24 protein-coding genes are annotated in these 25009 nt (G+C 32.2%); 4 read left to right on the forward strand and 20 right to left on the reverse strand.

Annotated elements, in window-relative coordinates:
* Nucleotides 1–49 precede the first annotated feature (49 nt).
* From DG508_RS07115 to DG508_RS07130, 4 genes are all read right to left on the reverse strand, one after another.
* Complete coding sequence (locus DG508_RS07115; protein WP_108867478.1) at nt 50–544, reverse strand: GNAT family N-acetyltransferase; 495 nt, start codon at nt 542–544, stop codon at nt 50–52.
* Nucleotides 544–1029: a DUF6428 family protein gene (locus DG508_RS07120; RefSeq protein WP_108867479.1), complete on the reverse strand. Its 486-nt coding sequence runs from the start codon at nt 1027–1029 to the stop codon at nt 544–546. Before DG508_RS07120 ends, DG508_RS07115 begins: the two co-directional genes overlap by 1 nt.
* 21 nt (nt 1030–1050) lie before the next feature.
* Nucleotides 1051–1374: an ArsR/SmtB family transcription factor gene (locus tag DG508_RS07125; protein WP_108867569.1), complete on the reverse strand. Its 324-nt coding sequence runs from the start codon at nt 1372–1374 to the stop codon at nt 1051–1053.
* Nucleotides 1375–1464: 90 nt separating this feature from the next.
* Complete coding sequence (locus DG508_RS07130) at nt 1465–1836, reverse strand: TM2 domain-containing protein (protein WP_108867480.1); 372 nt, start codon at nt 1834–1836, stop codon at nt 1465–1467.
* A gap of 184 nt (nt 1837–2020) precedes the next feature.
* Here DG508_RS07130 and DG508_RS07135 point away from each other — a divergent pair, with 184 nt between their 5' ends.
* Nucleotides 2021–2365 (forward strand): DUF805 domain-containing protein, encoded by a 345-nt coding sequence (locus DG508_RS07135; RefSeq protein WP_103865355.1) that lies wholly within the window; start codon nt 2021–2023, stop codon nt 2363–2365.
* Between the two features lie 49 nt (nt 2366–2414).
* Here DG508_RS07135 and DG508_RS07140 read toward each other — a convergent pair whose 3' ends face one another.
* From DG508_RS07140 to DG508_RS07175, 8 genes are all read right to left on the reverse strand, one after another.
* Entirely contained in the window at nt 2415–2801 is a 387-nt protein-coding gene (locus DG508_RS07140) for a VOC family protein (RefSeq protein WP_108867481.1), read from the reverse strand.
* A 40-nt stretch (nt 2802–2841) separates the two neighbouring features.
* Nucleotides 2842–3300: a DUF1801 domain-containing protein gene (locus tag DG508_RS07145; RefSeq protein ID WP_108867482.1), complete on the reverse strand. Its 459-nt coding sequence runs from the start codon at nt 3298–3300 to the stop codon at nt 2842–2844.
* 25 nt (nt 3301–3325) lie between these two features.
* Nucleotides 3326–3838 carry a DUF4199 domain-containing protein gene (locus tag DG508_RS07150; protein ID WP_108867483.1) on the reverse strand — a complete coding sequence of 171 codons (513 nt, stop codon included), beginning with the start codon at nt 3836–3838 and terminating at the stop codon, nt 3326–3328.
* A gap of 102 nt (nt 3839–3940) precedes the next feature.
* Nucleotides 3941–4357, reverse strand: a complete 417-nt coding sequence (locus DG508_RS21415; RefSeq protein WP_108867484.1) for a response regulator transcription factor — start codon at nt 4355–4357, stop codon at nt 3941–3943.
* 119 nt (nt 4358–4476) lie between these two features.
* Nucleotides 4477–5097: an HD domain-containing protein gene (locus DG508_RS07160; RefSeq protein WP_108867485.1), complete on the reverse strand. Its 621-nt coding sequence runs from the start codon at nt 5095–5097 to the stop codon at nt 4477–4479.
* A complete protein-coding gene (locus tag DG508_RS07165) occupies nt 5091–6032 on the reverse strand; it encodes a 2-hydroxyacid dehydrogenase (RefSeq protein WP_108867486.1) in 942 nt (313 codons plus the stop codon). The genes DG508_RS07160 and DG508_RS07165 overlap by 7 nt, the downstream gene beginning before the upstream one ends.
* A 126-nt stretch (nt 6033–6158) precedes the next feature.
* The gene (locus tag DG508_RS07170) at nt 6159–6938 is read right to left on the reverse strand and encodes a class I SAM-dependent methyltransferase (RefSeq protein WP_108867487.1); all 780 of its coding nucleotides are present in this window, start codon (nt 6936–6938) and stop codon (nt 6159–6161) included.
* Nucleotides 6939–6956: 18 nt separating this feature from the next.
* Complete coding sequence (locus DG508_RS07175) at nt 6957–10022, reverse strand: glycosyltransferase family 117 protein (protein WP_108867488.1); 3066 nt, start codon at nt 10020–10022, stop codon at nt 6957–6959.
* A gap of 251 nt (nt 10023–10273) precedes the next feature.
* Between DG508_RS07175 and DG508_RS07180 the strand changes: the two genes are divergently transcribed.
* From DG508_RS07180 to DG508_RS07190, 3 genes are all read left to right on the forward strand, one after another.
* A complete protein-coding gene (locus tag DG508_RS07180; RefSeq protein WP_108867489.1) occupies nt 10274–12859 on the forward strand; it encodes a beta strand repeat-containing protein in 2586 nt (861 codons plus the stop codon).
* A 66-nt stretch (nt 12860–12925) separates the two neighbouring features.
* Nucleotides 12926–13945, forward strand: a complete 1020-nt coding sequence (locus DG508_RS07185) for a hypothetical protein (RefSeq protein ID WP_159090733.1) — start codon at nt 12926–12928, stop codon at nt 13943–13945.
* A gap of 249 nt (nt 13946–14194) precedes the next feature.
* Nucleotides 14195–14374: a hypothetical protein gene (locus tag DG508_RS07190; protein WP_108867491.1), complete on the forward strand. Its 180-nt coding sequence runs from the start codon at nt 14195–14197 to the stop codon at nt 14372–14374.
* 122 nt (nt 14375–14496) lie between these two features.
* Here the strand turns inward: DG508_RS07190 and mgtE are convergent, their stop codons facing one another.
* From mgtE to DG508_RS07230, 8 genes are all read right to left on the reverse strand, one after another.
* Nucleotides 14497–15852, reverse strand: coding sequence for a magnesium transporter (gene mgtE, locus DG508_RS07195; protein ID WP_108867492.1), 1356 nt, complete (start codon nt 15850–15852; stop codon nt 14497–14499).
* Between the two features lie 89 nt (nt 15853–15941).
* Nucleotides 15942–16805, reverse strand: a complete 864-nt coding sequence (rsmA, locus tag DG508_RS07200) for a 16S rRNA (adenine(1518)-N(6)/adenine(1519)-N(6))-dimethyltransferase RsmA (protein WP_108867493.1) — start codon at nt 16803–16805, stop codon at nt 15942–15944.
* A 3-nt stretch (nt 16806–16808) separates the two neighbouring features.
* Nucleotides 16809–17117 carry a DUF4286 family protein gene (locus tag DG508_RS07205; protein ID WP_108867494.1) on the reverse strand — a complete coding sequence of 103 codons (309 nt, stop codon included), beginning with the start codon at nt 17115–17117 and terminating at the stop codon, nt 16809–16811.
* A gap of 86 nt (nt 17118–17203) precedes the next feature.
* Nucleotides 17204–18991 carry a tetratricopeptide repeat protein gene (locus DG508_RS07210; protein WP_108867495.1) on the reverse strand — a complete coding sequence of 596 codons (1788 nt, stop codon included), beginning with the start codon at nt 18989–18991 and terminating at the stop codon, nt 17204–17206.
* Between the two features lie 138 nt (nt 18992–19129).
* Nucleotides 19130–20401, reverse strand: coding sequence for a serine--tRNA ligase (serS, locus tag DG508_RS07215; protein ID WP_108867496.1), 1272 nt, complete (start codon nt 20399–20401; stop codon nt 19130–19132).
* Between the two features lie 153 nt (nt 20402–20554).
* Nucleotides 20555–22453, reverse strand: coding sequence for a tetratricopeptide repeat-containing sensor histidine kinase (locus tag DG508_RS07220; RefSeq protein WP_159090735.1), 1899 nt, complete (start codon nt 22451–22453; stop codon nt 20555–20557).
* A gap of 169 nt (nt 22454–22622) precedes the next feature.
* Nucleotides 22623–23957 carry an HTTM domain-containing protein gene (locus DG508_RS07225; RefSeq protein WP_108867498.1) on the reverse strand — a complete coding sequence of 445 codons (1335 nt, stop codon included), beginning with the start codon at nt 23955–23957 and terminating at the stop codon, nt 22623–22625.
* The gene (locus tag DG508_RS07230) at nt 23954–24886 is read right to left on the reverse strand and encodes a bifunctional riboflavin kinase/FAD synthetase (protein WP_108867499.1); all 933 of its coding nucleotides are present in this window, start codon (nt 24884–24886) and stop codon (nt 23954–23956) included. The genes DG508_RS07225 and DG508_RS07230 overlap by 4 nt, the downstream gene beginning before the upstream one ends.
* Nucleotides 24887–25009 lie beyond the last annotated feature (123 nt).

Consider the following 25009-nt stretch of genomic DNA (forward strand, 5'->3'; position numbering starts at 1 on the left):
TGTTTTGTTTTAGTGGTTTTGTATAAAAAATATGATTATTGTGGTTATACTATATAATGTTACTTCTTCGTTCTAAAATAGTATTATCATACCAGATACCATTTAGTTGTGCAATTTTTTCTCTATATCCTATTATTCTAAAGCCTAAAGAGGTGTGTAGTGAGATGCTTGCTTTATTTTGGCTAAATATTCCAGCTTGTAAAGTCCAGATTCCTACATTTTCACTTTCTTCAATTGCGCTAGACAAAAGTAATCTACCTATGCCTAAACCTCTGTATTCTGATGTTATGTAAATGCTAATTTCTGCTACACCTTGATACACTTTTCTTTTTGATGCAGGAGATAGTGCAATCCATCCAGCAATACAATTATCAATAATTGCTTTGAATCTGCATGGTTTTATATGAGAAATATTCCAGTTTTTCCATGTAGGAACTTTAGTTTCAAAAGTGGCAATACCTGTATCGATTCCTTCCTGATAAATGGCAGAAATTGATGGCCAATCCTGCTTTGTTATTTTTTTTATCTTGATAGAGTTATTCATTAGCAACAACCACTACCCGGAGCACAAGATTCGGCTTCCATAGTATTTGTTTCAGGAACTCCGCAAGCTTCTTTAGCTTTGCAATCTGTTGGGTTTATCGCTAGCTTGAGTACTAGTTGATTTTCTTTGATGTCAAAATCAGTGATATGTAAATGTGCTGTATGAAACATTGTATTACCGTATTCTATTTTTACAACAGCGTCCATTTCATAAGTTTTCATTGTTCCAACCTTTCTCAGTATTCCCAGTGCTTTATTTGCACTCATGTAATCAGGTTTGCCTAGCTCTTTTGGGCTTTCCCAAAGTTGGATTATAGTTTCTTTCCAGGAATCAGCACGAGCACCGCAGTCTATAGCCTCTACAGTAATATGCTTTACTTCTGTAATGTGATAGTTTGTTCCTACTAGCATTCCTGTTGTGTATTCAAATAATAATTGTTTGTCTTGATGTTCAGCTAATAATGATATAAATTCTGATGTATTCATAGTTATAATATTTAAAAAAGTTTAACAACAATTCTTTTTGGTGGTATTAAAAAATGAGTTTAGATTTTTTTGAATGGTATTCCATCGATCAATATCAATACAATAGCATATACTTTTGCCTTCGATTTCACCTTTGAGTAATCCTATACTCTTGAGTTCTTTGAGATGTTGTGATATGGTCGCTTGAGCTAGTCCGATCTCTTCTACTAGGTCATTACAAATACAAGTATTTTGCTTACTTATGTATTGTAGTATGGCAATTCGCGCGGGATGACCTAATATTTTGAAAAATTGTGCTAACTCGTTTTGATGTTCATCAAACATCTGTGTTTTGGTTATACCCATTTTTTTGTATTTTAATATTGCAATATTACGATAATAAAATAATATAAAAAAGCCAAAAGCATTTTTTTGCATTCTGGCTTTACAATATTATTAGAACCAAGGCTTTTTACCTACTTGATATGTTTGGTAAAACTCTTCGTCTGATTTGGTTAGATAAATAATTCCTTCTATTAATCCAATAAAAGAACCTATACCACAGGTTACAAAGGTTATAACGATTTGAATTATTCCTTCTTTGGTGTATCCTAACATAAATTTATGAACTCCAAAGCTACCTACTACAATAGCAAGTATACCTGCTAGCATCTTTTTGTTCTCGGTAGAATTGACAATCTCTTTTGCCTCATCAACCATATCATTAGCAGTTTCTTTTGCTTCGTTAGCAAAATCTTTAGCAGCTTCTGCAGCTTCTTCTGCTCCTTTTTTTATATCGTCTCCTAAGTTGTTGTTCTCTTCACTCATGATTACACTATAGTTTATTATATTTTTGAGAAAATTACAAAATTATTAATTAAAAACCCGATAGGGAACACTAATATTTATTGAGACATATCTTTTATGGCTGATTGATAGTACGATGTCTTATTTTTTTATAAATCATATTTATTGTTATATTTGGTTATACTAACTAATTAAATAAATCTATATGAATTGGTATTTAAAAGCTTTAAAAAACTATGCTGGATTTTCTGGAAGAGCCAGACGTAAAGAATATTGGATGTTTTTTCTCTTCAATATTATCATTATGTATGGATTAATGATTCTTGCAGCAGTTCTAGAAATAGGTCTTTTAGCTACACTGGGTAGTATTTATGCATTAGCAACACTTGTGCCTAGTATTGCTGTAGCTGTACGTAGAATGCATGATGTAGATAAGGAGTGGTGGTATGCTCTTATTCCTATCTATAATATTGTTCTTGCGGTTACAGAAGGAACAAAGGGAGACAATCAATATGGTTCTGATCCAAAAGCAGGTGGCTCTGAGGAGTAATTTGTTTTAAATTATAATACAGAAAAGGTTGGTTGTTCCAACCTTTTTTTTATGGTAAAAAGGCTTTGTCTACAGGCTCCCAAAGCTCTATTTTATTTCCTTCGGGATCTAGGATCCATCCAAATTTACCATATTCATATTCTTCTATCTTATCAATTACAGTCACGCCTTCTTTTTTTAAAGTCTCAAGAAGCTTAATTAAATTTTCTACTCTAAAATTCATCATAAACTCTTTCTTACTAGGAGTAAAATAATCAGTATCTTCTTTAAAAGGACTCCATTGGGTTGAGCAATCGTTACCTTCTTGATCTTTCCACCAAAATGTAGACCCGTAATCATCTGTATTAAACCCTAAGTGATCTCTGTACCATTGTTTTGTTTTTTTTGGATCTGTAGTTTTAAAAAATATTCCACCAATTCCAGTTACTCGCTTCATAGTTCTTTTTTATAGTGTTAATGCTCTTTTTTATAAAAGATTATTTCTTTTTAATTTGGGATTCATAAAGATTTATCCATGCTTTGGGTGTCATTTTGGAGGCTAATTCTCCAATTAATTTCATAGGGATTGTATCTATTTTTTTAAATCGAATACAACTTTTACCCATATCCAATTTTGTTTTTACATACTTAGGATATTCTGTAACAAACCATTTCATTAAATTAGGATCTGCATAGATACCACTATGATATATTGCAATAAAATTCTTTTGAGAAGCTATATTCATAAAAGGTAGCGGTAATTTTGGATCACAATGATATCCATTTGGATATATGTTATGTGGTATTACATATCCTATCATGCCATAACTGATCTGTTCAGAGAATCCTTTTGGGAGATTGTCTTTGATTACTTTTCTAAGGGTGCTCATTGGTGCTTTTCTTTCTTCAGGAATAGCATCTATGTACTCATCTGGTGTTTTTGCCTTGTATTGCATGTTTACAGAATGTTTTTGATTATCTCTAAATAGGTTTGCGTTGTAATATTAATGCAGAAATTAATGAAATTATAAATCCAATAATAAATACAGTGGTAAACATTAAGAAGAAACTCATAAATCTATTTGAAAATATTTTTTTTTGAGATTCTAATTCTGCTAATTTGGTTTGTAGTTCCGCTTCAGGAAGAGTGTTTCTCATTTGTTCTTCATAATGTGTGTAGTATTCGGTTATAAAATCTGGATTAATATACTTGATATAAATTGTATCTAATAGACCAAATATAAGGGCAGCAATTAAAGCAATTAATACTCCAATAAGAAGTGCTTTCTTAAAAGAAACAATACCATTGTTTTCTTTATCACGAAAATGTTTTATTCCAAAAAAAATAAATAGTAAGGCAACAATTATCCCTGCATACCCAATTACTTCTTGTATAGAATAGTCAAGGTTTTTTCCTAAATACCACCCTACAAGTGAGAGTATGCATATTGTTAGCGCGCTTTGCGATCCAAAACGTATTATTGTATTTTTCATTTTAGGTATATTTTATAAAGTTAAACCCAAAAATAGATTTAGAAGGCTAAATTATACTCATACTAAAGTATGAATTTCATACTAATTGTAGTAAGAATAGACCTATAATGGTATAATTTTGAGTTTTTTAGCAATTTGTATTGCTTGTGTACGACGCTTGGCATTTAATTTTGCTAATAGATTAGAAACATGTGTTTTTATAGTATTCTCCGAAACATAAAGTTGATGAGCTATTTCTTTATTAGACAACCCTTCGGCAACTTTACACAGTACTTCATGCTCTCGATTACTGATGCCTAATTCATTTATTTTAGCTTGATTTATTTCTTGTGAACTTACTGTTATAGAGTGTGAGGTTTTTTTATTGATTACACTTCCTATGATAAAGAACACAACAGCAATTGTAGCAATTACAAATTGTATAGATACGTCTTGACTGATAAGATGATACTTACTTATTTGAAAAAGAGCTAGTAATGCAATAATAAGAGAGGTAAAAATAAAAATAGTTTTCTTCACTCTATAAAGTTAGCAAAATTGTGATTTGTTTTGAAAAAAAACTACCTTGAGATAAATCTACGAAGTATTCGTTTGAGGCGAACCTTTAATTTCGAAGCTGATTTTGGAGGGTTAAAATCTCACTTAGTGAGTAAATTGATTTCGTTGGTAATGTTTGTTTTGGCTTGAGATTCAAATCTGGTGTAGAAATAATCTGTTTTAAATATTTTGGGCATGCTAATAAAATGATTTAGAATTTTAATGCGCCCTTTGTTATACATGAAGTCTGGATAATACTTATATTCTTTTCTAATGTTTTCAAAGTATGTTTGGTAGTTTCTCCAATCACTGCCTAGTATTGATAAATCTGCATCGGTAAAATAATTAATATCATTTTTTGCAGAGATATTATGCCCTTTTGTAGCCAATATAATATCTGAACATAGAGTTGCTCTATGTTTGTTTATTGATAATTCTTGTAGTGTTTTTGAAGCTTTTTTGGCACTTTCCTCCTCATTATTGTGTTTATGTACATTATAAATGAAATCATGATAAAATAATGCAAACAGTATAATATTCCAATCTTCGATATCATTTTTTACTTGATTTAGATTGCTGTAAAGATGATAAAGGTGAGTGAGATTGTGGTAATGTCTGTTGGATTTGGAGTGCTTCTTTTCAATTTCATTCCATAAAGAGGTTATATATTCAGTATTATTTGAATATTTAGTGGCTAAGGAAATGAAAATATCTTTTAACAAAATTCTGTTTTAATTTTATCTACAATAGTTTGTGCTAACTTTTCTTTGGATTCGACTGTCCAGCCAGCTACATGTGGGCTTAGAATTACATTACTCATTTTTAGAAGCTCATTGAATTCTGTGGGAATCTCTTTATCAGAGGAGAATAGGTTTTCAAAAGATGATTTTTCATACTCCAGAACATCGAGACCAGCACCTAGAATTTTGCCTGTATTTATCGCCTTAACAAGATCAGAGGTAATCACACTTTTTCCACGAGCAGTATTAATGAGCCAAAATGGTTTTTTAAACTTGTTTATAAAACTGGTGTTAATCATACCAATTGTTTTAGGAGTTTCAGGAGTGTGTAAGCTTAGAATATCTGTTTTTTCATAGAGTTCCTGAATGCTTACTTGGGTGGCATCACTGTTTTCTACATCTTCTTGAATATCGTAGCAGATAATTTCTACATTAAAACCACGTAGTTTTCTAGCAAAAGCTCTACCCATATTTCCATATCCTATGATACCAAGGGTTTTGCCATCTAGTTCAACACCGCGATGTTCCTCTCTAAGCCATTGTCCTTTTCGTACACTTTGATCTCCATTGTTTAATTTATTGAATAAAGATAAGATCATTCCTAGGGCGTGTTCTCCAACAGCATTGCGGTTGCCTTCTGGAGCATTGTATAACTTAATACCTAGTTTTGTGGCATAATCAATATCAATATTTTCCAATCCAGCACCTACTCGGCCAATAAATTTTAGTTTTTTGGCTTTGTCAAGAAAAACTTTGTCAATTGCAAATCTACTTCTAATAATGATACCATCATAAGTATGAATAATCGTTTCAATATCTTTTTTGGAAGCCGTATAATTTTCGTCGTTTTGAAATCCTGCTTCTTTAAGTTGATTGGTAAGTAGAGAGTGATTTGTATCGAGATGGAGTATTTTCATAGACTTTGTATTGATATTCAAAATTAAGGATTAATAATTGTATTTGCTATGGCTATTATTGTGATTTAATTGAGGGCTTTATTTTTGTTTCCTGAGTTTGATGTTTTTTATGATGTTTCCTTTGAATCATTGTTTTTTGACCATTGTGCAAAAAAAATCTAGTGTGTTTTTTGAATATTTGTGTAAACTATAATCTTGACTATTGATGGTATTAACTAATTCATTATTTTTTTTAAAAAGCCTTTTTCTGTTATACCGATTCAATATTTCATATGGAATTTTTAGGATAAATGAAGGGGTTTTGTACTGGAGGTTAAAGATGTCTAATTTTAATATTCTTTCTACATTTTTTTTATTTGTAGCATAGTAATGGTCTGTTTTGTCGTTTCCCTCGATACCCATAATAGTGTATGTGTTAAATACGTTTTTGATTAAATTATTGATTTGATCATACGTATATTCTTTATAATGCCATGGGTTTCGAGCAATGGATTTTGTGGCGTTTGGAGTAGTTAAAAAAGCTGTTCCTCCTGGTTTTAGAACCCTTTTTATTTCTTCAATAAGCAGTTTATCGTTTTTGATATGTTCAATAATTTGAAATAAAAGGATAACATCAAAACTATTATCTGAAATGTGTGATAGCAGAGGTACTTTTTTTTGAATAACTGTAGCGTCAGGAAACTTTTTTTTAATGAGAGAGGTAGAATATTTTGATTTGTCAATGAGTGTTAGTTGTTTTGCTCTTTTATGGTACATGGTAGCTCCATATCCTTCTCCACAACCAATTTCAAGGACATTTCCTTGTATTGAGTCTAGTGTTAACTCATAAGCTTTACGTGTTCTCTGGTATAAAGGGTTATCTGAAGATATTTTGGATGAAGTGACTTCTGTAGAAAAGAAATACATGTATTTTTAATTAGTAAATTAATAAGGCCAGTTTCTTGTATGCCAATTCTGAAATGTGACTTCAAACTTTTGAAATTGAATAGATAGTCTATTTGATTCTTTGGGATGATTAGTTTTTAATTGATTAATCATTTGAGAATACATCTTTTTAAGTCGGGTCGCATGTTTTACATTGATAATTGGGTGAAGAGGATCAAAAGAGGTTATCCATTGTAATTCTTGCCAGATATTAAGCATAGCACTTAGGCATATTTTTTTTCCTTTTTTGTGATCACCAGCTCTATAATAAAGTTTTCCTAAAGCATATGCGTATTGACGAAATGGAATAGTTGTATCGGGGAGAATTGAAATACAAGTATCTAGTACTTTGATTGCTTGGTCTGTTTTCCCTTCTTCTAATAAGGCTTGAGCTAAGAAATAGTAATTTTTTCTTAAGATTTTTTGAGCATATGTTCTAGATTCATCATCAATAAAAATAGAAGGGTCATTTAGATTTTTGAATATATTTGATTTAATAAAGATCGGATACATTGTTTTTGTATCTACAATTTTTGGGTTTAAAGAGGGTTTAGATCGTTTTACAGGGGCTAATAAATCTACAAGACCTCGTTGTATAGTATGTTTTTGTAAACCTATGTAGTGATTTTTGTTGCCATTTATGGCAAAACAAATAGGTCTGTTCAGTATATTTTGCTGAACGATATTTAACAAAACAAGATCATTGACAGCATAAAATTCTTTTGGGAATTTCCAAGTAATTTTATCTGTATAATCAAGTTGTAATTCTTTACGACTATAGAGATGATGTGGGATATTTACAGTATCAATGGGAATAGAAAAAACCTCAGAAGGAATGTAATGAATTTTTTTTCCATTCCATGACACACGAGTTTTGGCATCAGATAAAAAATCGAATAATAATTTGACATCAACAGCTTGGTTTACTTCTTTTTTTAATGGTAGTAATTGTTGATTATTAGTATAAATATCTTGAGGTAAACTTATTGATATTGGATTTGATGAATTTACTTTTCGTTTTAACTTTTCTATGTACCAATCTAAGGTCAATTGATCAAAGTTAACTATGCGAATGTCTGTTCTGTAATCTTCTACTTCTTGCAAATACCATAATGGGAACGTCATATTATCTCCATTGGTTATTAAAATAGAGTTGGTAGGGCAGGAATCTAGGTATGATTTTGCAAAATCATACGCAAAATGATCTCTGGATCTATTATGGTCATCCCAGCCTTTTGCCAAAAGATGAACAGGGACGAGTATTCCAATAGATAAACCAACAGTGATTAATCTTGTTTTTTCTACAACAATGAATCTGAGTAAATTAAATAAAGATAGTGTAGATAACCCAATCCATAATGCAAAAATGATAAAGGATCCCATAAAAATATAGTCACGTTCTCTGATCAGAATACTAGAGGGAGTTGGGTTTACGTAAATTGTAATCCCAATACCAAAGGTTAAAAAAAATACAACTGTAGTTGCTAAGTATGTATAGTTTTTGCGTAGGGTGAATAATCCAATAAGGCCAAAAATAAATGGAATAAAGTAATAATAATCATTACTTAAATCATTGTGATATTGATCAGGAATATGCTTTTTATCACCAATTCTATGAGAATCAAGAATGTTTATTCCGCTTTTCCAATTTCCATTTAGAATTTCCCCAGTACCTTTAGTGTCATTTTGGCGTCCAATAAAATTCCAAAACAAATACCTTAAGTTGAGCCATGATATTTGGTAGGTTATAAAAAAATTAAAGTTGTCTAAAAAAGTAGGCGTTTTAATTTGTTGAATTTTGCCTTGTACAGGGTAGGGGATTGTTTTTCCTTTAATAGGTGTCCAGCTATTATACCCATTAATATTTGAAGTTCCTTTGTGGTACATCCTAGGGAATAATGAGCTAAACTCCCTTGCATAATTGGGTTTGCTATAGTGACCGTGATCTATCGTAATGTATTTTTTCTTTTCCCTGTTGTATTTAGTAATTACTGGGCCATCAGTAAAAGGGGTTGTTTTGTCTAAAGGTGCATTATATAGATGTCCCCTAAGTAAAGGAACTTCACCTAGACCAAACTGCTCTGCTCTAATGTATTGTAATAATTGATTACTGGTAGAAGGCTCGTTGGATGTAGGAGTGTGAGTATTAGCTCTAATCATTGAGACAGTATAAGAGCTCATTCCAATGCAAAAGAATAGAAGTGCTAATAATGAGTGATGTATTGCAATTTTCTTTTGTTTATAGGTGTACAGAAGAGCAATTCCAAAACAGATAGTGAGAATGCAAGTAAGTAGTATTGGACCAGAATTTACAGAAAAATTAAAATCATTAACCAGCGATACGTCTAATTTGTTTGCAATAGTTAAGAACCCTTGGATTAAAACTCCATAAAGGGTAAAAAAAAGTAAAGCTCCTCCAACCAATGAGATGCATAAGTTTTTTAAGGTAAGCCCAAATTTTTTGTAAGTGTATAGAATAGAGAGAGGGATAACAATTGATATATTAATTAAATGTACTCCTACCGAAATCCCAATAAGAAAAGTGATTAAAAAAAGTAAGCGAATTTCTTTTTTTTGATTGTTAGTTTTTTTCCACTGTATCATAGTGTAGAGTACAGCTAATAGAAGAGAAAAAGAAAGTGTGTATACTTCACTTTCTGTAGATGCAACCCAAAAACTATGAATAAAAGCGAGTGTTGATGAAGCGATAATTCCACAAATGATAGGTAGCCAGTTTTGTGTCTGTTTTGTATGTTTATTATTTAAGACACTCTTGGCTACTTCTATGGTGATAAAATATAAAAGAACAATTGTCAATGATCCGAATAAAGAAGAGACCAAATTATTTATGTAGGCAACCATAGATACTGGAAAAAAAGACAATATGAATTTACAAAACAGCATGTAGAAAGGAGCTCCAGGAGGGTGAGTGATCTGTAATTTGTAATTTGAGGCTATAAACTCTGCGCTATCCCAAAAGGTAATGGTTCTAGGAGTGCAAAAAGCATAAATGATAAATACGAATATAAAGAGGAGCCAACCAATGCCTTGCTCTGTTTTTTTCATTGAATAATGGATCAAATCTTATGCAAGATAGAAGAATTATTTTTAATAGACCAATGCGTAAAAATGTTCATCATTGAATTCATTTTTAAACACTTTGTTTTAATAGAATATAGGTTTGGTAAGCTTTTTTTGATTGAGAGAGAAGTCGCGTTAAAGAGTTGTTAATATAAACGCTTTAAAACTTTATTGTTTTTTAATGTTTTGTTATATTTAAATATACTTTTGCTTATTAAATTTTTAAACCTATACCCATGAAAAAACCTTTACTATTTTTAATATATACGTTGCTTATAACAACATACATGTCTTTACAAGCACAAACTTTAAATGAATCCTTAGGAACTGGATCTGGTGTAAATATCACTTCTGGGGATTATAACACCATGTACGGTGATAGTACAGGATCAAATCTTACCAGTGGGTCAAAGACAACCTTTGTTGGTTTTGGTGCTGGTAGGGATAACACAACATCAGAGAGTACATTTATTGGATATTTGGCAGGTCACAAAAATACTACTGGATTTGACAATACATTTATAGGAAATGAAGCAGGTAGGCTTAGTTTAACAGGAGGAGATAATACGTTTGTTGGTACTGAATCTGGAGAAAATAACACGACTGGATATGACAATACTTTTATGGGAGAAGAGTCGGGAACAAAGAATACGACAGGGTATGAAAATGTTTTTATAGGAGAGGATGCTGGTTTCAGTAATACTACAGGGTATAGAAATACATTTATAGGTAATGAGGCAGGGATATCATCTGATACAGGATATCGTAATACTGGAGTAGGAGATGAAGCACTATCTGATGTTTCTGAAGGACATCATAATTCTGCATTTGGAGATTCAGCAGGAATCGATGTGAATAGAGGGATTTATAATACTTTTGTTGGGGCTGCATCTGGTGTGGCAACAGAGCATGCAGATTATAATACCTTTGTTGGTGCACGATCGGGTTGGGATAATAATAGAACTAATTCTACTTCTAATGCAAATAGAAATACATATGTTGGCTTCGAAGCTGGGTTTACTAATCGAGAAGGAGAAGATAATGTAGGTATGGGGGCATATGCAGATTTTGATAACAATAGAAGATATAGATGTACTTTTATTGGTGCTGCAAATACACCTAGTAATAATGATGTCATTATGTTGGGGTATAGTATTTTTAATGATGGTCAATATTCTATTGGTATTGGTAATGATGTTGATATTCGAAGTACAGGAGCCATTGCTATGGGATATTTGGCAGATATGAATAATAATACTTCTGCTAATTCTATATTGATTGGTAGGCAAGGATCTATGGATAGAAATAGTGCAATAGGTATTGGTTATCTTACAGATGTGGATAATACAGAAGCGATTGCTATTGGGGCGAACTCTGTGGCACAAAATGACGGTACTATAGTTATTGGTACAGGAGCAACCTCAACAGATCCAGGAGCAACCAATCCTATTAATAATATCGCAATAGGATATAATGCAAGTGTAAGTGGAACAAATGCTATAGCAATTGGAAATGCAGCTACAGCAGTAAATGATAATACGATGGTATTAGGAGGGGCAACCAATTCGCTGAGTGTAGGGATTGGAACAGATATCCCAAATGCTAATGCATCATTAGAATTATCAGGATCTAATAAAGGGTTGCAAATAAACAGATTAACGAATGCTCAAAAAACAGCTTTAGAAAGTAGTCTTGGAGCTACTGATGAGGGCTTGTTAATTTATGATACTGAAGATAAAACTGTATATACATGGGACAGTACCCAATGGTTAAATACAACTTCATTAAATACAGATGCACAAGAGTTATCTCTTACTACTAATACTTTGGGTATCTCAGGAGGTACAGCTACAATTGATCTTTCAGGGTACTTAGATAATACAGATGCACAAGAATTATCTCTTGCTACTAATACTTTGGGTATCTCAGGAGGTACGGCTACAATTGATCTTTCAGGGTATTTAGATAATACAGATGCACAAGAATTATCTCTTGCTACTAATACTTTAGGTATCTCAGGAGGTACGGCTACAGTGGATCTTTCAGGGTATTTAGATAATACAGATGCACAAGAATTATCTCTTGTTACTAATACTTTAGGTATCTCAGGAGGTACAGCTACAGTGGATCTTTCAGGGTATTTAGATAATACAGATGCACAAGAATTATCTCTTGCTACTAATACTTTAGGTATTTCAGGAGGTACGACTACAGTTGATCTTTCAGGATACTTAGATAATACAGATGCACAAGAATTATCTTTAGCTGGTAATGTGTTAAGTATTTCTGGTGGGACAAATACAATTGATTTATCTGCATTTACAAGTTCGGATAATCAGAATCTTACATCTGCTATTTTGGATGGGTCGAACTTAACTATCGCTATAGAAGGAGGGAATTCTGTTTCTGTAGATCTGTCACCTATTTTTTCTTCATTACAAACTGATTTAGATGATACTCAGAGCGAGGTCGTTGCTTTACAAACACAAATAACAGATATGGTGTCTAGGCTGGATGAAATAGAAAATTGTGCTTGTAGTAATGAAGAGAATAAAAACGGAGGTCCAATATTGTATCAAAACATACCTAACCCTTTTAATGGGACATCTTCAATCAAGTATTATCTTCCTACTGGTATTACTAATGCTTCAATTATTTTTAGTAACTCAGTTGGTCAGGTGATATCTAATATTAAATTAAATAAAACAGGTACTGAAGAGGTTAATATAAATAGTGATGGATTAGCTTCAGGAACATATTTTTATACTATGTATGTTGGTAGTATAAAAATAGATACTAGGAAAATGGTAATTAAAAATTAAAACTTAAACCTTATAAATTAATGAAAAGCTTCACCATACAGTGGAGCTTTTTCTTTTTCAATCCTTATGAAGATTAATAATATAGATGCGCTAAATACGTTTTTGATTCTCATATCTTTTATGTTGGCTTATTTATTACCTTTTCAGCTTTTTCTTTTTGTATATGCAATCTTAGGGCCGTTACATTATTTTACAGAAATAAATTGGATACAAAACAATGACTATTTTGTAAAAAGTAAGGTTTGGAGTTTTATAATAGTAGTTTTTGCCTTTTTGATTGCGGTACCAGTCTTAGCACGACTTTCAGCTTTTGATATTTTAGAGAATAATCAGTTGATTTATAAAGTAAGGTTTGTGATGCCTGAGTACTTAAATTCTTTATTTTTTCTAAGTGTTGTAATAGCCTTTTCATTAGTTGTTTTTAAAAATAAAAAATATCAACTCATTTCTGTATTGGTAGGTATTATTATTGCTGTTTTGGTACATAAGTTGCCTTTGTATCATGTAGTTTTTGGGATTTTTTTGCCAACCATAATCCATGTTTATGTATTTACATTATTGTTTATGTTGTATGGTGCTATTAAGTTGAAAGGAAGAATAGGGTATTTTAATGTGCTACTTGTTGCTGTGGCTCCTATAATGATTAGTTTCTTGACCATTGATCAAAGTTTTTACTACTTTTCTGATATTATAAAATCAACTTATGTAGGGAACCGTTTTCATGTCTTAAATGCTAATCTTTCAAAAATAGTAGGAGCTTCTGATGGAACAACTTTCTTTTTTTATGAAATAGCCGACTTGAAAATCCAAATGTTTATCTCATTTGCATATACATACCACTATCTCAATTGGTTTTCTAAAACGACAATTATTGGTTGGCATAAAAAGCTTACCCAAAAACGATCTATTCTTATTCTTTTTTTATGGGCAATATCGATTGGATTGTATTTTTATGATTATAAAATAGCTATTTCTTTGCTTTTATTTTGTAGTCTAATTCATGTATTTATGGAACTTCCTTTAAACATTATTTCTATGAAACAAGTAGCAAAATCAGTGTATAGGTCAATTAGAATAAGAAATTAAACAGTATTGAGACTGTAGGAAAATATATTGTAAAAACAGGTTATTCGTTTGCGAAAATGTGAAAAAACCTTTTGTAATTAGTTGTAAATTAGTGGAATGAAGCTACAGTTTCGATAAAAAGTAAAAAATATTCGATGAAAAATCCCTGTGAGATACAATAATCTAAATTTTTTCTTAAAAAGGTTAAAATTGTTCTTTACAAGTAAAAATAATTATAGTTTTAAAATATTAACCATTAAATATAATTATATGAAAACGAATCTTTTGAATATCGAAGGAGTTAATGTTCTATCCAGAAAAAGCCAAAGCCAGATAAAGGGGCAGGCAGGGGTAGACCTATCATTATGTGGGTGTGACTGTAAAGGAACTGTTGTAGGTCCAGCATACTGTCATAAATACATAGTTTGTCCACAGGATCATACTTGCTAGGAAGCTCCTGGGAACTCTAGAACTAATTCTACGGGTTGGACACTGGTTAGAGGACTATAAAACTCTGTTGTTTTATTATTTTTTTGATCATGTTCGACCCAGTCGAAGTATATTTTTCTTTATTAAAATCCTAAAATAAGTTTTGCTATATAGAAGAATAAGAAGATTCCAAAAATATCATTACTTGTAGTAATAAAGGGCCCTGTGGCAATTGCAGGATCAATTCCTTTTTTGTCTAGGATAATCGGAACAAATGTGCCAATTAGAGCTGCTACTATAATGACACTCATAAGTGCTATGGCAATGGTGATGCTAAAAGAAATTTCATATTGCATAACAAAACCAAAAATAATGATGAGTAAAGCAAGTGCAATACCATTAATAAGACTAAGGCTTACTTCTTTTAGCAATCGGCTTAATAGACTTCCCTTTACCGCATTATTTGCAAGCCCTTGAACAATAATAGCAGAAGATTGAACACCAACATTACCTGCCATTGCAGCAATTAGTGGTGTATAAAAAAAGAGATCTCTGATTTTAGGGTTAGCCATTACATTTTCAAAACCTTGCATAATAAATACACTTCCTAATCCACCAAATAATCCCAGAATTAACCAAGGTAATCTTGCTCTGGTTAGCTCCCAAACATTATCATCTGCTTCTACATCTTGAGATATACCAGCGGCTAACTGATAATCTTTTTCTGCCTCATCCTTAATAAAATCGACAATATCGTCAATTGTTACGCGTCCTACAAGAATACCTTCTCTATCTATTACAGGGATCGCTTCGAGGTCATATTTTTGCATAATACGAGCTACCTCTTCACCTTCTGTATCAACATCTACATAATCTACTTTAGGTATGTATACTTCGCTGATATGTGTTTTTGCAGGTGCTGTAAGTAAATCTTTTAGAGATAACCTACCTTTTAATTTTCCTTCTCTATCTATAACATAAATAGAATGTACTCGAGTAACGCTTTCTGCTTGACGTCGCATTTCACGAACACAGCCCGCAACAGTCCATGTTTCTTTTACTTTTACCAGTTCTTTGGCCATTAAACCACCTGCTGTATCCTCATCATAAGCGAGTAACTCTTTGATGTCTTCTGCACGTTTTTCGTCACCTATTTCTGCAATTACTTTTTCTGCACGATCATCAGGTAGTTCTGCAACAACATCAGCAGCATCATCAGAGTCCATCCCTTCTAACTCTTCTGCAATTTCTTTTACAGAAAGATTTTCAAGAATACGTTCACGAAAATCTTCTTCCAGCTCCATAAGAGCTTCAGAAGTTTTCTCACTATCTAGTAATTTAATAAGATAAGTGGCTTGTGTAAGGTTGAGTTCACTAATGATTTCTGCAACATCCGCAAAGTGTAATTCACTGAGCATGTTACGCAGTTGGGTATCACCAGTATTTTGGATAAGATGTTTTACCTTTTCTATAAATTCAGTAGAAATCTGAAACTGCATATACTGATTAATTTAGTGTGACCCCTTGTTCAAATGCTCACAAAGATAGCCAAAGAATTTAATTGAGCTTTATGGTTGTACTAAAACCCTTAAGATGGTAATTTCTCAATAAGTTGAGTTAATTCTATAAATTGATCTACGGCTAATTGTTCTGGACGTAAAGCAAATAGTTCTAACGTTCTGATTTCTTCGGGTAACTGAAAAGATTTAAGACTATTTCTTAAAGTTTTACGACGTTGTCCGAAAGCAGTTTTTATAACTCGCAAAAATAACTTTTCATCGCAAGGAAGTGTGTAATCTTTTTTTCTAATTAGACGTAATACACCGCTGTCAACTTTTGGAGGAGGATTAAAAACATCTGGGGGAACAGTAAAAAGATATTCAGCATCATAGAATGCTTGTGTGAATACAGAAAGAATACCGTATGTCTTGTTTCCTTCTTTTGCACAAATACGTTGTGCAACTTCTTTCTGAAACATTCCTGTGAATTCAGGAATTCTAGATCTGTTCTCAAGTGTTTTAAAAACTATTTGAGAAGAAATATTATATGGAAAATTACCAGTAATAGCATATTGTTCTTCAGAAAATATTTTATCAAGATCAAATTTCAGAAAATCTGCTTCTACTACCTCAAATGTAGTATTTCTTTTTAAGGTATTGTTGTGTTCAAGTTGAAAATTGGTGTTGAGATATTCAATAGACTCACTGTCTAAATCCATAGCAAGTACATGTAACTCTTTTTGGAGTAAGTATTTGGTGAGTACTCCCATTCCTGGGCCAATCTCAATCACGTTTTTATATCCTTGAAGAGTAAGGGTATCTCCAATTTTTTTTGCGACCTCTTCATCTTTTAAGAAATGTTGCCCTAAATGCTTTTTTGCTTTTACAGCAGTTTTTTCAGAGAAACGTGAGTAAGTAGTGCTTTGTTTTTTATTTTTCTTGGGCTTTGCCATTTATTAATGTTCGCTTACAATTTCCAGTTCTGTTCTAAATGCTACAAACTTACCTGCAAAACGTTCAGAAGTGGCTCTGAGACGATTGGCATCTTCATCATAATATTTTTGTAATATTTCTTTACTTTTTGTTGTGTATTGTACAGAGTAGGTAAGTCCCCCCATTTCTTCTTCTACCAAAACTTTACTCATTAGTGCTTTAGTGAATTTTCCTGTAGATAACATCTCAGGAATATGTTCTTCCTTCATCCAATGCAGCCATTCATCATGAATAGTCTCGTCTATATTTATAGTAACATTATATATGTGCATTATATGTGTATTGTGTTTGAGTTATGAGTACGCAAATTTACAAAGAAGCATAAACTTGGGTATAGTCATTTTAAAAAAATGAAATTCTAATTTATTGTATCTCCTCTAAGTGCTCTGTACTTTTTTCTGGCTTCTACAAAGAAAATACTATCTGCATGATTAAAAATGATTTTTTCATATAATTCCTTAGCTTTTTCAGGTTGACCTAATTGATTTACATAAAGTTCTGCTAGCCAATAATAAGCATCATCAACTAATATGTCATCACTATAAAATTCTATTATTTTTAGATAGTTAACTTTTGCTTTTTCGTATTGTTTTTCTTCTTCAAATAGCTTTGCTTGTCTTAAAAAAGCCTCATCTTCAATTTTTTCACCTTTATGTTGTGTTAAGATGATTTCATATTTTGAGATTGCTTCCTGGTTTTTATTTTGAAAAGCTAATAGGTCAGCTTTTGCAAAAATCTTTAAGGCTGTTTGAGTAGAATCTTCTTGAGAGTTATCACTAATGATAAGGCTTAGTTCCATAGCATCATTGGCTATCAGCTGAGAAGTAGAAGATTTTAATACATCTAATTGTGTTTGCGCCCATGCAAAGTCACCTTTGTAATAACTCGTTTTGGCAACTTTAAATCTAGCATCTTGGGCAAGAAAATTGTTTTTTAAAGCATTTTGTACTTGAGTATAATAAATTAAAGCTTGATTGAATTTTTGGTCTAGTACCAGAATATCAGCAATTTTCATTTTTATACGAGAAGATTGAAATCTTGAAAGGCGTTCTCTGTCTAGTATTTCTTTTAAAAATTGAATAGCTTCTTGTTTTTTGTCTTGATCAAATGCCATAAAATGGGCATAATCGACTTGTAAACCTATGGTTTCTCTAGATTTTCCGTATTCTTCAAATACGGTATTGTATTGTTCAACAATGGTTTTGTGTTCTTTTTTGGTGGCGTTATCTACTTTTGCTTTTAAAATAATTTTATGAGCAGTAAGCTTCATGTCTTTTGAGGCAGGAGTTTGCAGAATATAGTTTAATATTTCTGTAGCAGATTTAATGTCTTTTTCTGATATAGCAATTCTGGCAAGACCAATAATGCCTTGTGGCCCTTCTTCTTTTCTTCGGTAAATAGCTTTTTCTTGTATGAATGCTTTTTTAAATTCTTTTTGCTGTACAAAAAGCCAACTTAGCATCTCATTATAAAGAATATCTGGGTTTTGTTGTAACTTTTTGATGAGTAGTTTTCTAAAAATTAAATTGGCTTCATTGCTGGGGTCCTCTGTAATATAATCACCAAAATTTCGTCGTACGATGTTTTTATAATTTGGTTGTTGTTTTAAGAGGTCCAAATAGCTGTCAAACATTTTTTCAAGTTTACCTTGCTCTCCATAAATTTTAGCTAATTGCACATTAAAATTAGCGAGAGGATTGTGTATCATCCCTTTTTCATAGATCAAAGCAGCTTCATCTAATAAGCTATATTTTTCAAAAGTTTGCGCTAGAGAATATGCGTGGTTTTTCTTGTATTTACTATATGTTTCTATCGCTCTGTCGTAATAAATACGTGCTTCTTCTTTTTTTCCTTGCAAGTCATAGTGATGCCCTAACTCGACAAAAATTTGTGCGTTGTAAGGAGTCTCTTCTACTTTTTTTTTTAAGATTTTCTCAGCCTCTTCAAATTGTTCTAATTGCTGATATACTTCTGCTAGTCCTAGGAGATAACTGGTTCTACTTGGTTTTTTTAAATATAATTTTTTGTATATAGAAAGAGCTTTCTCATATTGACCTTGTTGTATATAGTTTTTAGCCAATAACTCTGATTGAGCAAAGGTCAAAAAAGAAGATAGCAAAGCAATATAGAAAAAAGTAAAACGCATTTTTTAGCAAGTTTTATGTAAATATAACTTTTAAGTTACAAAGAAACTAAAACGTCCAGCTTTAGTTTCTTTGCAAAGAAGTTATTAAAAATATTTTTTTTAAAACTATAAACCAGCATTTTCCCTTTTGAATAGTTGTTAATCGATGTATTCAAATCCACAGTATGGAACTAATACATCAGGAATTTTAATGCCTTTTGGTGTTTGGTAATTTTCTAGAATACCTGCAAGTACTCGAGGTAATGCAAGTGAGCTTCCGTTAAGAGTGTGAGCTAATTGATTTTTGCCATTTTCATCTTTGAAACGAAGCTTTAGTCTATTTGCCTGGTATGATTCAAAATTAGATACAGAGCTAATTTCAAGCCAACGATCTTGTGCGGTTGAGAATACTTCAAAATCATATGTTAAGGCAGATGTGAATCCGATATCTCCTCCGCAAAGCCTTAGAATACGGTAAGGTAATTTAAGTTCTTTGAGAATATCTTTTATATGATCTACCATGCCGTCTAAGGCGGTATACGAATTTTCTGGTTTCTCTATCCTTACAATTTCTACTTTGTCAAATTGATGTAAACGGTTTAATCCACGTACATGTGCTCCATAAGAACCTGCTTCTCGTCTAAAACATGGGGTATACCCAGTACAGCAGATAGGTAGATTATTTGCAGTTAGAAGTTCATCTCGAAACATATTGGTTACAGGTACTTCTGCAGTAGGAATAAGATATAGATCATCTCCTGTTACATGGTACATTTGCCCTTCTTTATCTGGTAATTGCCCTGTTCCATATCCTGAAGCTTCATTTACAAGGTGAGGTACTTGATACTCTTTATATCCTGCCTCTGTATTTTTATCTAAAAAATAGCTGATCAAGGCTCTTTGTAATCGAGCGCCTTTTCCTTTGAAAACAGGAAAGCCTGCTCCAGTGATTTTTACCCCAAGCTCAAAATCAATAATATCGTATTTTTTGGCTAGTTCCCAATGAGGGAGTGCTCCTTCTTCTAGTTTAGGGATATCTCCTTCACGATACACTTCTTCATTATCTTCATCACTTTGTCCATTTGGTACAGAATCATGAGGGATATTAGGAATAGTATATAATAATTGTATTAATTTTTCTTGTATCTCTGTAAGTTCAGCCGATAATTGCTTAGAGGTGTCTTTTAGCTGTGCAGTTTTCTCCTTTAGTAAATTTGCTTTTTGCTGCTCACCATTCTTAAATAAGACCCCAATTTCTTTAGAATATTTATTGGAATCAGCCAATGTGTTATCCAGTTTAGCTTGAGTGTCACGTCGATTTTTGTCAAGGTCAATGACTTCTTCTAAAACAGGAGCTGCATCAAAATTTCGTTTTGCCAAAGCTTTGATGTAAACTTCTTTATTTGCTAAAATATTCTGTACTAATAACATGGTGTGTTTTTTATATGATGTGCACTATTTTTTGTTGTCTTTTGTTGTGTTGTAAAGGCAAATTTAAATAAAAGTGAGATGTATAGGTCTAGTTCTATTACGAATTTTAAGAAATTTGTTTAAGAAGCTTCTTAAGCGGAGAGAAAATATTAATTATATAGGGATTTCTATATTAACAACAGTTCCTCTCAGTAGGGTTGAGTCAATAAATATATTGCCAGATAATGAGCTTAGACGGTTCTTGATGTTTTTGAAACCGATTCCTTCAACAATTTTATTGGTATCAAAACCTACTCCATCATCCTCAAAGAGCAACTGTATTTGATCTTTGTAATGATTGAGGTATATATCAATATTTTTAGCCTTGGCGTGTTTTAAACAATTGGTTAAAAGCTCTTGTATGATTTTAAATAACTCTTCTTTGATAGTGGTATCTATTTGATCAATTTGGTTTTCAGGATAGGGATGAAATGATATAGATTGTTTGCTACCACTAGTTACATTGTTGATGTACTCTTTTATTAAGGCAGTGATTGGGTTTTTTTGAAATTTTTTTGGGGTTAGATTGTGCGAAAAATCTCGTACCTGATTATAGGTTTCGTCAAGTTGTTTTATGATATTGTCTTGTTGATTGTTGATATTAGAAGTGTTAGAGAGTTGTAGTTTTATACTTGCTAGATTACCTCCTATACCGTCATGAAGCTCACGTGCCAATCGTTGACGTTCTTTGTCTTGCCCTTCCATCGTAGCTTTGATCAAGTTAAGTTCTTGGTCTTTCATGAGTCCGTATACTTTTTGAGTATTTACTTCTTTCTGCGACTTATTGAGGGCTATTTGTGTTTTTAACTTCTGAAAGTACATAATTAGTAAACCGATAATAGGGAGTAAAATAATAAGAAAACCAATCAAGAATGCTTGTTTGATTGTTCGTTGTCTTTTAATCTCAATTTCTTTTACTAACTGTTCTTCTTTAAGAGCAAGTATTTCTTTCTCTTTTTGGAGCGTTTGGTATTTAATCTCTAATTCTTTTGTAGCTTTTTTATTTTGTTTTGTTATGATCTGATTAGATACACTAACATATTGAGTCATTAACCCATAGGCATTTTTATAATTTTTTTGGTCTACATATAGGTTTTTGAGCATAGAAATCACCTTTTTTTGTAATTCTAGACGTCCCCATTGTACAGCATTCATGTATGCAGTATTTATGACCATTTCTGCAGTTTCGTATTGCTCTAGTTTGTAGTATACACGACCAATGTGATATACAGCATCTATATATAGATCATAAAAGTGATTTTTTTTTGCCTCTTCTTTTATGGGTATAAAGTAATCCATTGCCTCTTGAATTTTGTCATGAAAAAATTCTATTTTCCCTAAATTCATTTGGGCTTCAAGACTTATTTTATTAGGAATGTCATTAGGGATGCTCTCTATAACGTCTAAGTAATAGAAAGATGCTCTTTCAGTACTTTTTTGATTAAAATAGATGTCTCCCAAAAATTTCTTAGCAAGTATTATTGTTTCTTTGTCTTTTGTCTCTTCAATACAAGATTCAAAAATAGGAAGTGCATTTTCGTAATTACCTTGTTCAAGATATACGATACCTAATCCTAATTGATGTTTGTAGTGCATCGTGCGCATTTCCTGAACAGGAGAAATGGCAATCCCTTCCAAAAAATATTTCATTGCCGCATCATAGAGCTCGTTTTTAAGTTTTCCCCAGCCTATAATGTTATTGGCTTTAGATAAGTATAGTTGTTTGTCTGAATCATTTTCTTTTAGTGTTTCTTTTTTAAGAAGTTGGCCGTAATGAGTGATAGAGTCAGTGTTTCCAGCTAGTAAGTGGATTTTTGCTATTTTGGTGATGAGTTGTAGCCTAGTAGAATGATCAGTACTTGTATGTAATTCTTGGTACAAACTGTTATCTACAGTATTGGGAATGAATCCAAAAAAAGAAAAAGAGGTAATGTCTTCATCTTCTTGGCTATATAGAGATGTAGAAGATACTATGAGTATGGCTAATAAGCCTTTTATCATATGTTGATACATTGATAATGATTTTTGCAGGATCAAAAAATAGTTATGCATAAAATTAAGATGCGTGATTTGACTTAAAACCGTATTCCAATGATTATAAGTACTACAAAATTACATAAGGTTTTGCAATGGAGCGCTATAAGTGCTTAAAAATAGAAAGTTTTTTTGTGAAATAGATATATTAATTAGGAGATGCTGCTTTTTCGTATTTAATAATCCATGGATTGGTGGTAAAATAGTTCCATGGTGTATTGGCAAGATCTGTTTCGGGATTTATAAATAGTTTACGCTTTTTTCCGTTGATGGATATTTTGCTATTTACATAAACTGCGATATCTTTTTCTTTGGTAGCATATTCTTCTTTTAGATGCTGTGCAAATTGCCACATGGCATCTGGCTTAGAAGATACAAGGCGTAATTGTTTTTTTGTGAGGTATTTATTTTTGTTGATTAATTGCTTTTGCGCTTTAGGATCGTTTTTATCTAAAATATAAAAATTTGTAATTCCAGATCGCCCTCTTAGCATCATACGCCAACTCATTCTATGTCCTTCCTCAGTCCAGAGTACATCTCCTGGAATAACCCAATGACGAAGAGGAAGTAGAATTTGTATGCTAAACCATAGTATCATGATAAGAAATAATGGCTTACTATATGTTGGAGTTTTTATTTCTGCACGGGTATAAAATTCTTTCTTTTTCATAAAAACGCGATGTATTGTTTCTTGGGAAAAGAAAAAAACAGTGAATGCTAAAGATAGATATGGGAATATTCCTATTTGAAAAACAATAGAATTAAATATGTGGAAAAATATACTGAAAAAAAATGCTGCTAATCGCGTTCTTTTCCATAATAAAAGGGGGACAATCAAGAGATCAAATAAAATTCCGAAATAGGCAATGAATACATGAGTCCAGTGTTTTTGTAATATCGCTCCTACTATGGGGTAATTTGCTCTTCCTGTCATTAGGTTTTTGGCGACAGTAAAGTCTAACCAATCGGGATATAGTTTGGCGACAGATGCATATGTGTAAACAATCCATAATTGAGCAATGATAATTAATAGACACCACCTAGGCATAGATATTTTCTTGATAGCTGGGTTTTGCTTAGCATCGAGAGAAAAATAATTTCCTGCAGGTAGCACACTCATAAGTATACAAAGCAGTAGTAAAAGGTAATAATGGTTGTTGTAGGATGATTTTTGCATAAAATAGACCCCTGCCCACATTATAGTGTAGCTAATCATACTCCATCGATATTTAAGACCAATCATTACGAGCAGTCCAAAAAGCCCCATAACCGCAAAATAGTAATACATGCCATTACCTGGTAAGGGTTGTAAGAAATCGAAACCAATAAAATTAAAAGTAAATTGAGGTTCAACAAGTGTGCGTGATATCCAACCTGTAAAAATGGCACCTATAGCTTCTGCAGCGATAAGGAATCCAAAAAAAACTCTAAATATTATAAGAGCGCTATTATCAATATGAGTAAACAACCAACGATTGATCATACTAATGAGTTTATATAATTGCGAGAAAAATCTTCATCATGTTGCATTGCATTTTGTAGCTCATCAATAGAATCAAATTTTTTCTCATCTCTAATGCGTTTCAGTAGTTGGATTTGAATTTTTTTGTCGTACAGGTTAAAAGAGACATCAAAGAAATGAGTTTCAATTGTTTGTTGAGTTCCGTTTACTGTAGGGTTTGTGCCTATGTTCATCATTCCAAAATAGGTTTTGTTGTCAATGCATGACTTTACAATATAAACTCCATTTTTTGGGATCAATTTATAGGCTTCTTCTATATGTAGATTTGCGGTAGGGAAGTTTAATTTTCTTCCTAGTTCTTTTCCTTTTACGACAGTACCAGTGAGCATAAATTCATATCCGAGATAGGTATTGGCTTTGATAATGTTTCCTTGTAATAATGCTTCTCTTATTTTTGTTGAGCTTACAGCAACATCATCAATATCTTGCTTAGAGATCTCTTCTACAGTAAAATCTTTTTGTACACCATAGGATGCAAGATCTGTGATGTTGGAGTTACGATTGCGTCCAAATCTATGGTCGTATCCTATGATCACGTGTCTTACATTAAGGCATTCAACTAGCATTTGTTGTACGTACTCTCCTGCGGTAAGGCGAGAGAATTCTTTGGTGAATGGATGAATGACTAGACTAGAAAGACCTGTTTGTTTTAGTATTTGAATACGCTCATCTATGGTATTGATGAGTTTGATTCCTGAGTCTTGTTGTAAGACCATCCTTGGATGAGGAAAGAAGGTAAGAATTACTGATTCTAAACCATTGTTTTTGGCGCTTTCTACAAGGCGTTCTATTATTTTTTTATGACCAATATGTACACCATCAAAAGTGCCTATGGTGACTACAGAAGGTATAGAGTTTTCGTATGTTTTGGCGTTGGTATAACGTTTCATCTGTTCTGTTTTTTATGTATGCCAGATAAAAAATCGCCAGTAGGCATTATGATTAGCATGAATTGTATTATTAAGGCTTTTTTCCAGAGGGAAAATTTAAAGCGATTGTAAAAATAAAAAATA

The sequence above is a fragment of the Aquimarina aquimarini genome (genome assembly GCF_900299535.1).
GTDB classification, from domain to species: Bacteria; Bacteroidota; Bacteroidia; order Flavobacteriales; family Flavobacteriaceae; genus Aquimarina; species Aquimarina aquimarini.

Bases quoted from the DNA above. Each gene is read 5' to 3' on its own strand.
- DG508_RS07135 (WP_103865355.1), top strand. From the start codon at position 2,021: ATGAATTGGTATTTAAAAGCTTTAAAAAACTATGCTGGATTTTCTGGA.
- mgtE (WP_108867492.1), bottom strand. From the start codon at position 15,852: ATGCAGTTTCAGATTTCTACTGAATTTATAGAAAAGGTAAAACATCTT.
- DG508_RS07130 (WP_108867480.1), bottom strand. From the start codon at position 1,836: ATGAGTGAAGAGAACAACAACTTAGGAGACGATATAAAAAAAGGAGCA.
- rsmA (WP_108867493.1), bottom strand. From the start codon at position 16,805: ATGGCAAAGCCCAAGAAAAATAAAAAACAAAGCACTACTTACTCACGT.
- DG508_RS07180 (WP_108867489.1), top strand. From the start codon at position 10,274: ATGAAAAAACCTTTACTATTTTTAATATATACGTTGCTTATAACAACA.
- DG508_RS07145 (WP_108867482.1), bottom strand. From the start codon at position 3,300: ATGCAATACAAGGCAAAAACACCAGATGAGTACATAGATGCTATTCCT.
- DG508_RS07230 (WP_108867499.1), bottom strand. From the start codon at position 24,886: ATGAAACGTTATACCAACGCCAAAACATACGAAAACTCTATACCTTCT.
- DG508_RS07175 (WP_108867488.1), bottom strand. From the start codon at position 10,022: ATGAAAAAAACAGAGCAAGGCATTGGTTGGCTCCTCTTTATATTCGTA.
- DG508_RS07125 (WP_108867569.1), bottom strand. From the start codon at position 1,374: ATGGGTATAACCAAAACACAGATGTTTGATGAACATCAAAACGAGTTA.
- DG508_RS07170 (WP_108867487.1), bottom strand. From the start codon at position 6,938: ATGTATTTCTTTTCTACAGAAGTCACTTCATCCAAAATATCTTCAGAT.
- DG508_RS07150 (WP_108867483.1), bottom strand. From the start codon at position 3,838: ATGAAAAATACAATAATACGTTTTGGATCGCAAAGCGCGCTAACAATA.
- DG508_RS07120 (WP_108867479.1), bottom strand. From the start codon at position 1,029: ATGAATACATCAGAATTTATATCATTATTAGCTGAACATCAAGACAAA.
- DG508_RS07210 (WP_108867495.1), bottom strand. From the start codon at position 18,991: ATGCGTTTTACTTTTTTCTATATTGCTTTGCTATCTTCTTTTTTGACC.
- serS (WP_108867496.1), bottom strand. From the start codon at position 20,401: ATGTTATTAGTACAGAATATTTTAGCAAATAAAGAAGTTTACATCAAA.
- DG508_RS07115 (WP_108867478.1), bottom strand. From the start codon at position 544: ATGAATAACTCTATCAAGATAAAAAAAATAACAAAGCAGGATTGGCCA.
- DG508_RS07220 (WP_159090735.1), bottom strand. From the start codon at position 22,453: ATGTATCAACATATGATAAAAGGCTTATTAGCCATACTCATAGTATCT.
- DG508_RS07185 (WP_159090733.1), top strand. From the start codon at position 12,926: ATGAAGATTAATAATATAGATGCGCTAAATACGTTTTTGATTCTCATA.
- DG508_RS07140 (WP_108867481.1), bottom strand. From the start codon at position 2,801: ATGAAGCGAGTAACTGGAATTGGTGGAATATTTTTTAAAACTACAGAT.
- DG508_RS07165 (WP_108867486.1), bottom strand. From the start codon at position 6,032: ATGAAAATACTCCATCTCGATACAAATCACTCTCTACTTACCAATCAA.
- DG508_RS07225 (WP_108867498.1), bottom strand. From the start codon at position 23,957: ATGATCAATCGTTGGTTGTTTACTCATATTGATAATAGCGCTCTTATA.
- DG508_RS07205 (WP_108867494.1), bottom strand. From the start codon at position 17,117: ATGCACATATATAATGTTACTATAAATATAGACGAGACTATTCATGAT.
- DG508_RS07190 (WP_108867491.1), top strand. From the start codon at position 14,195: ATGAAAACGAATCTTTTGAATATCGAAGGAGTTAATGTTCTATCCAGA.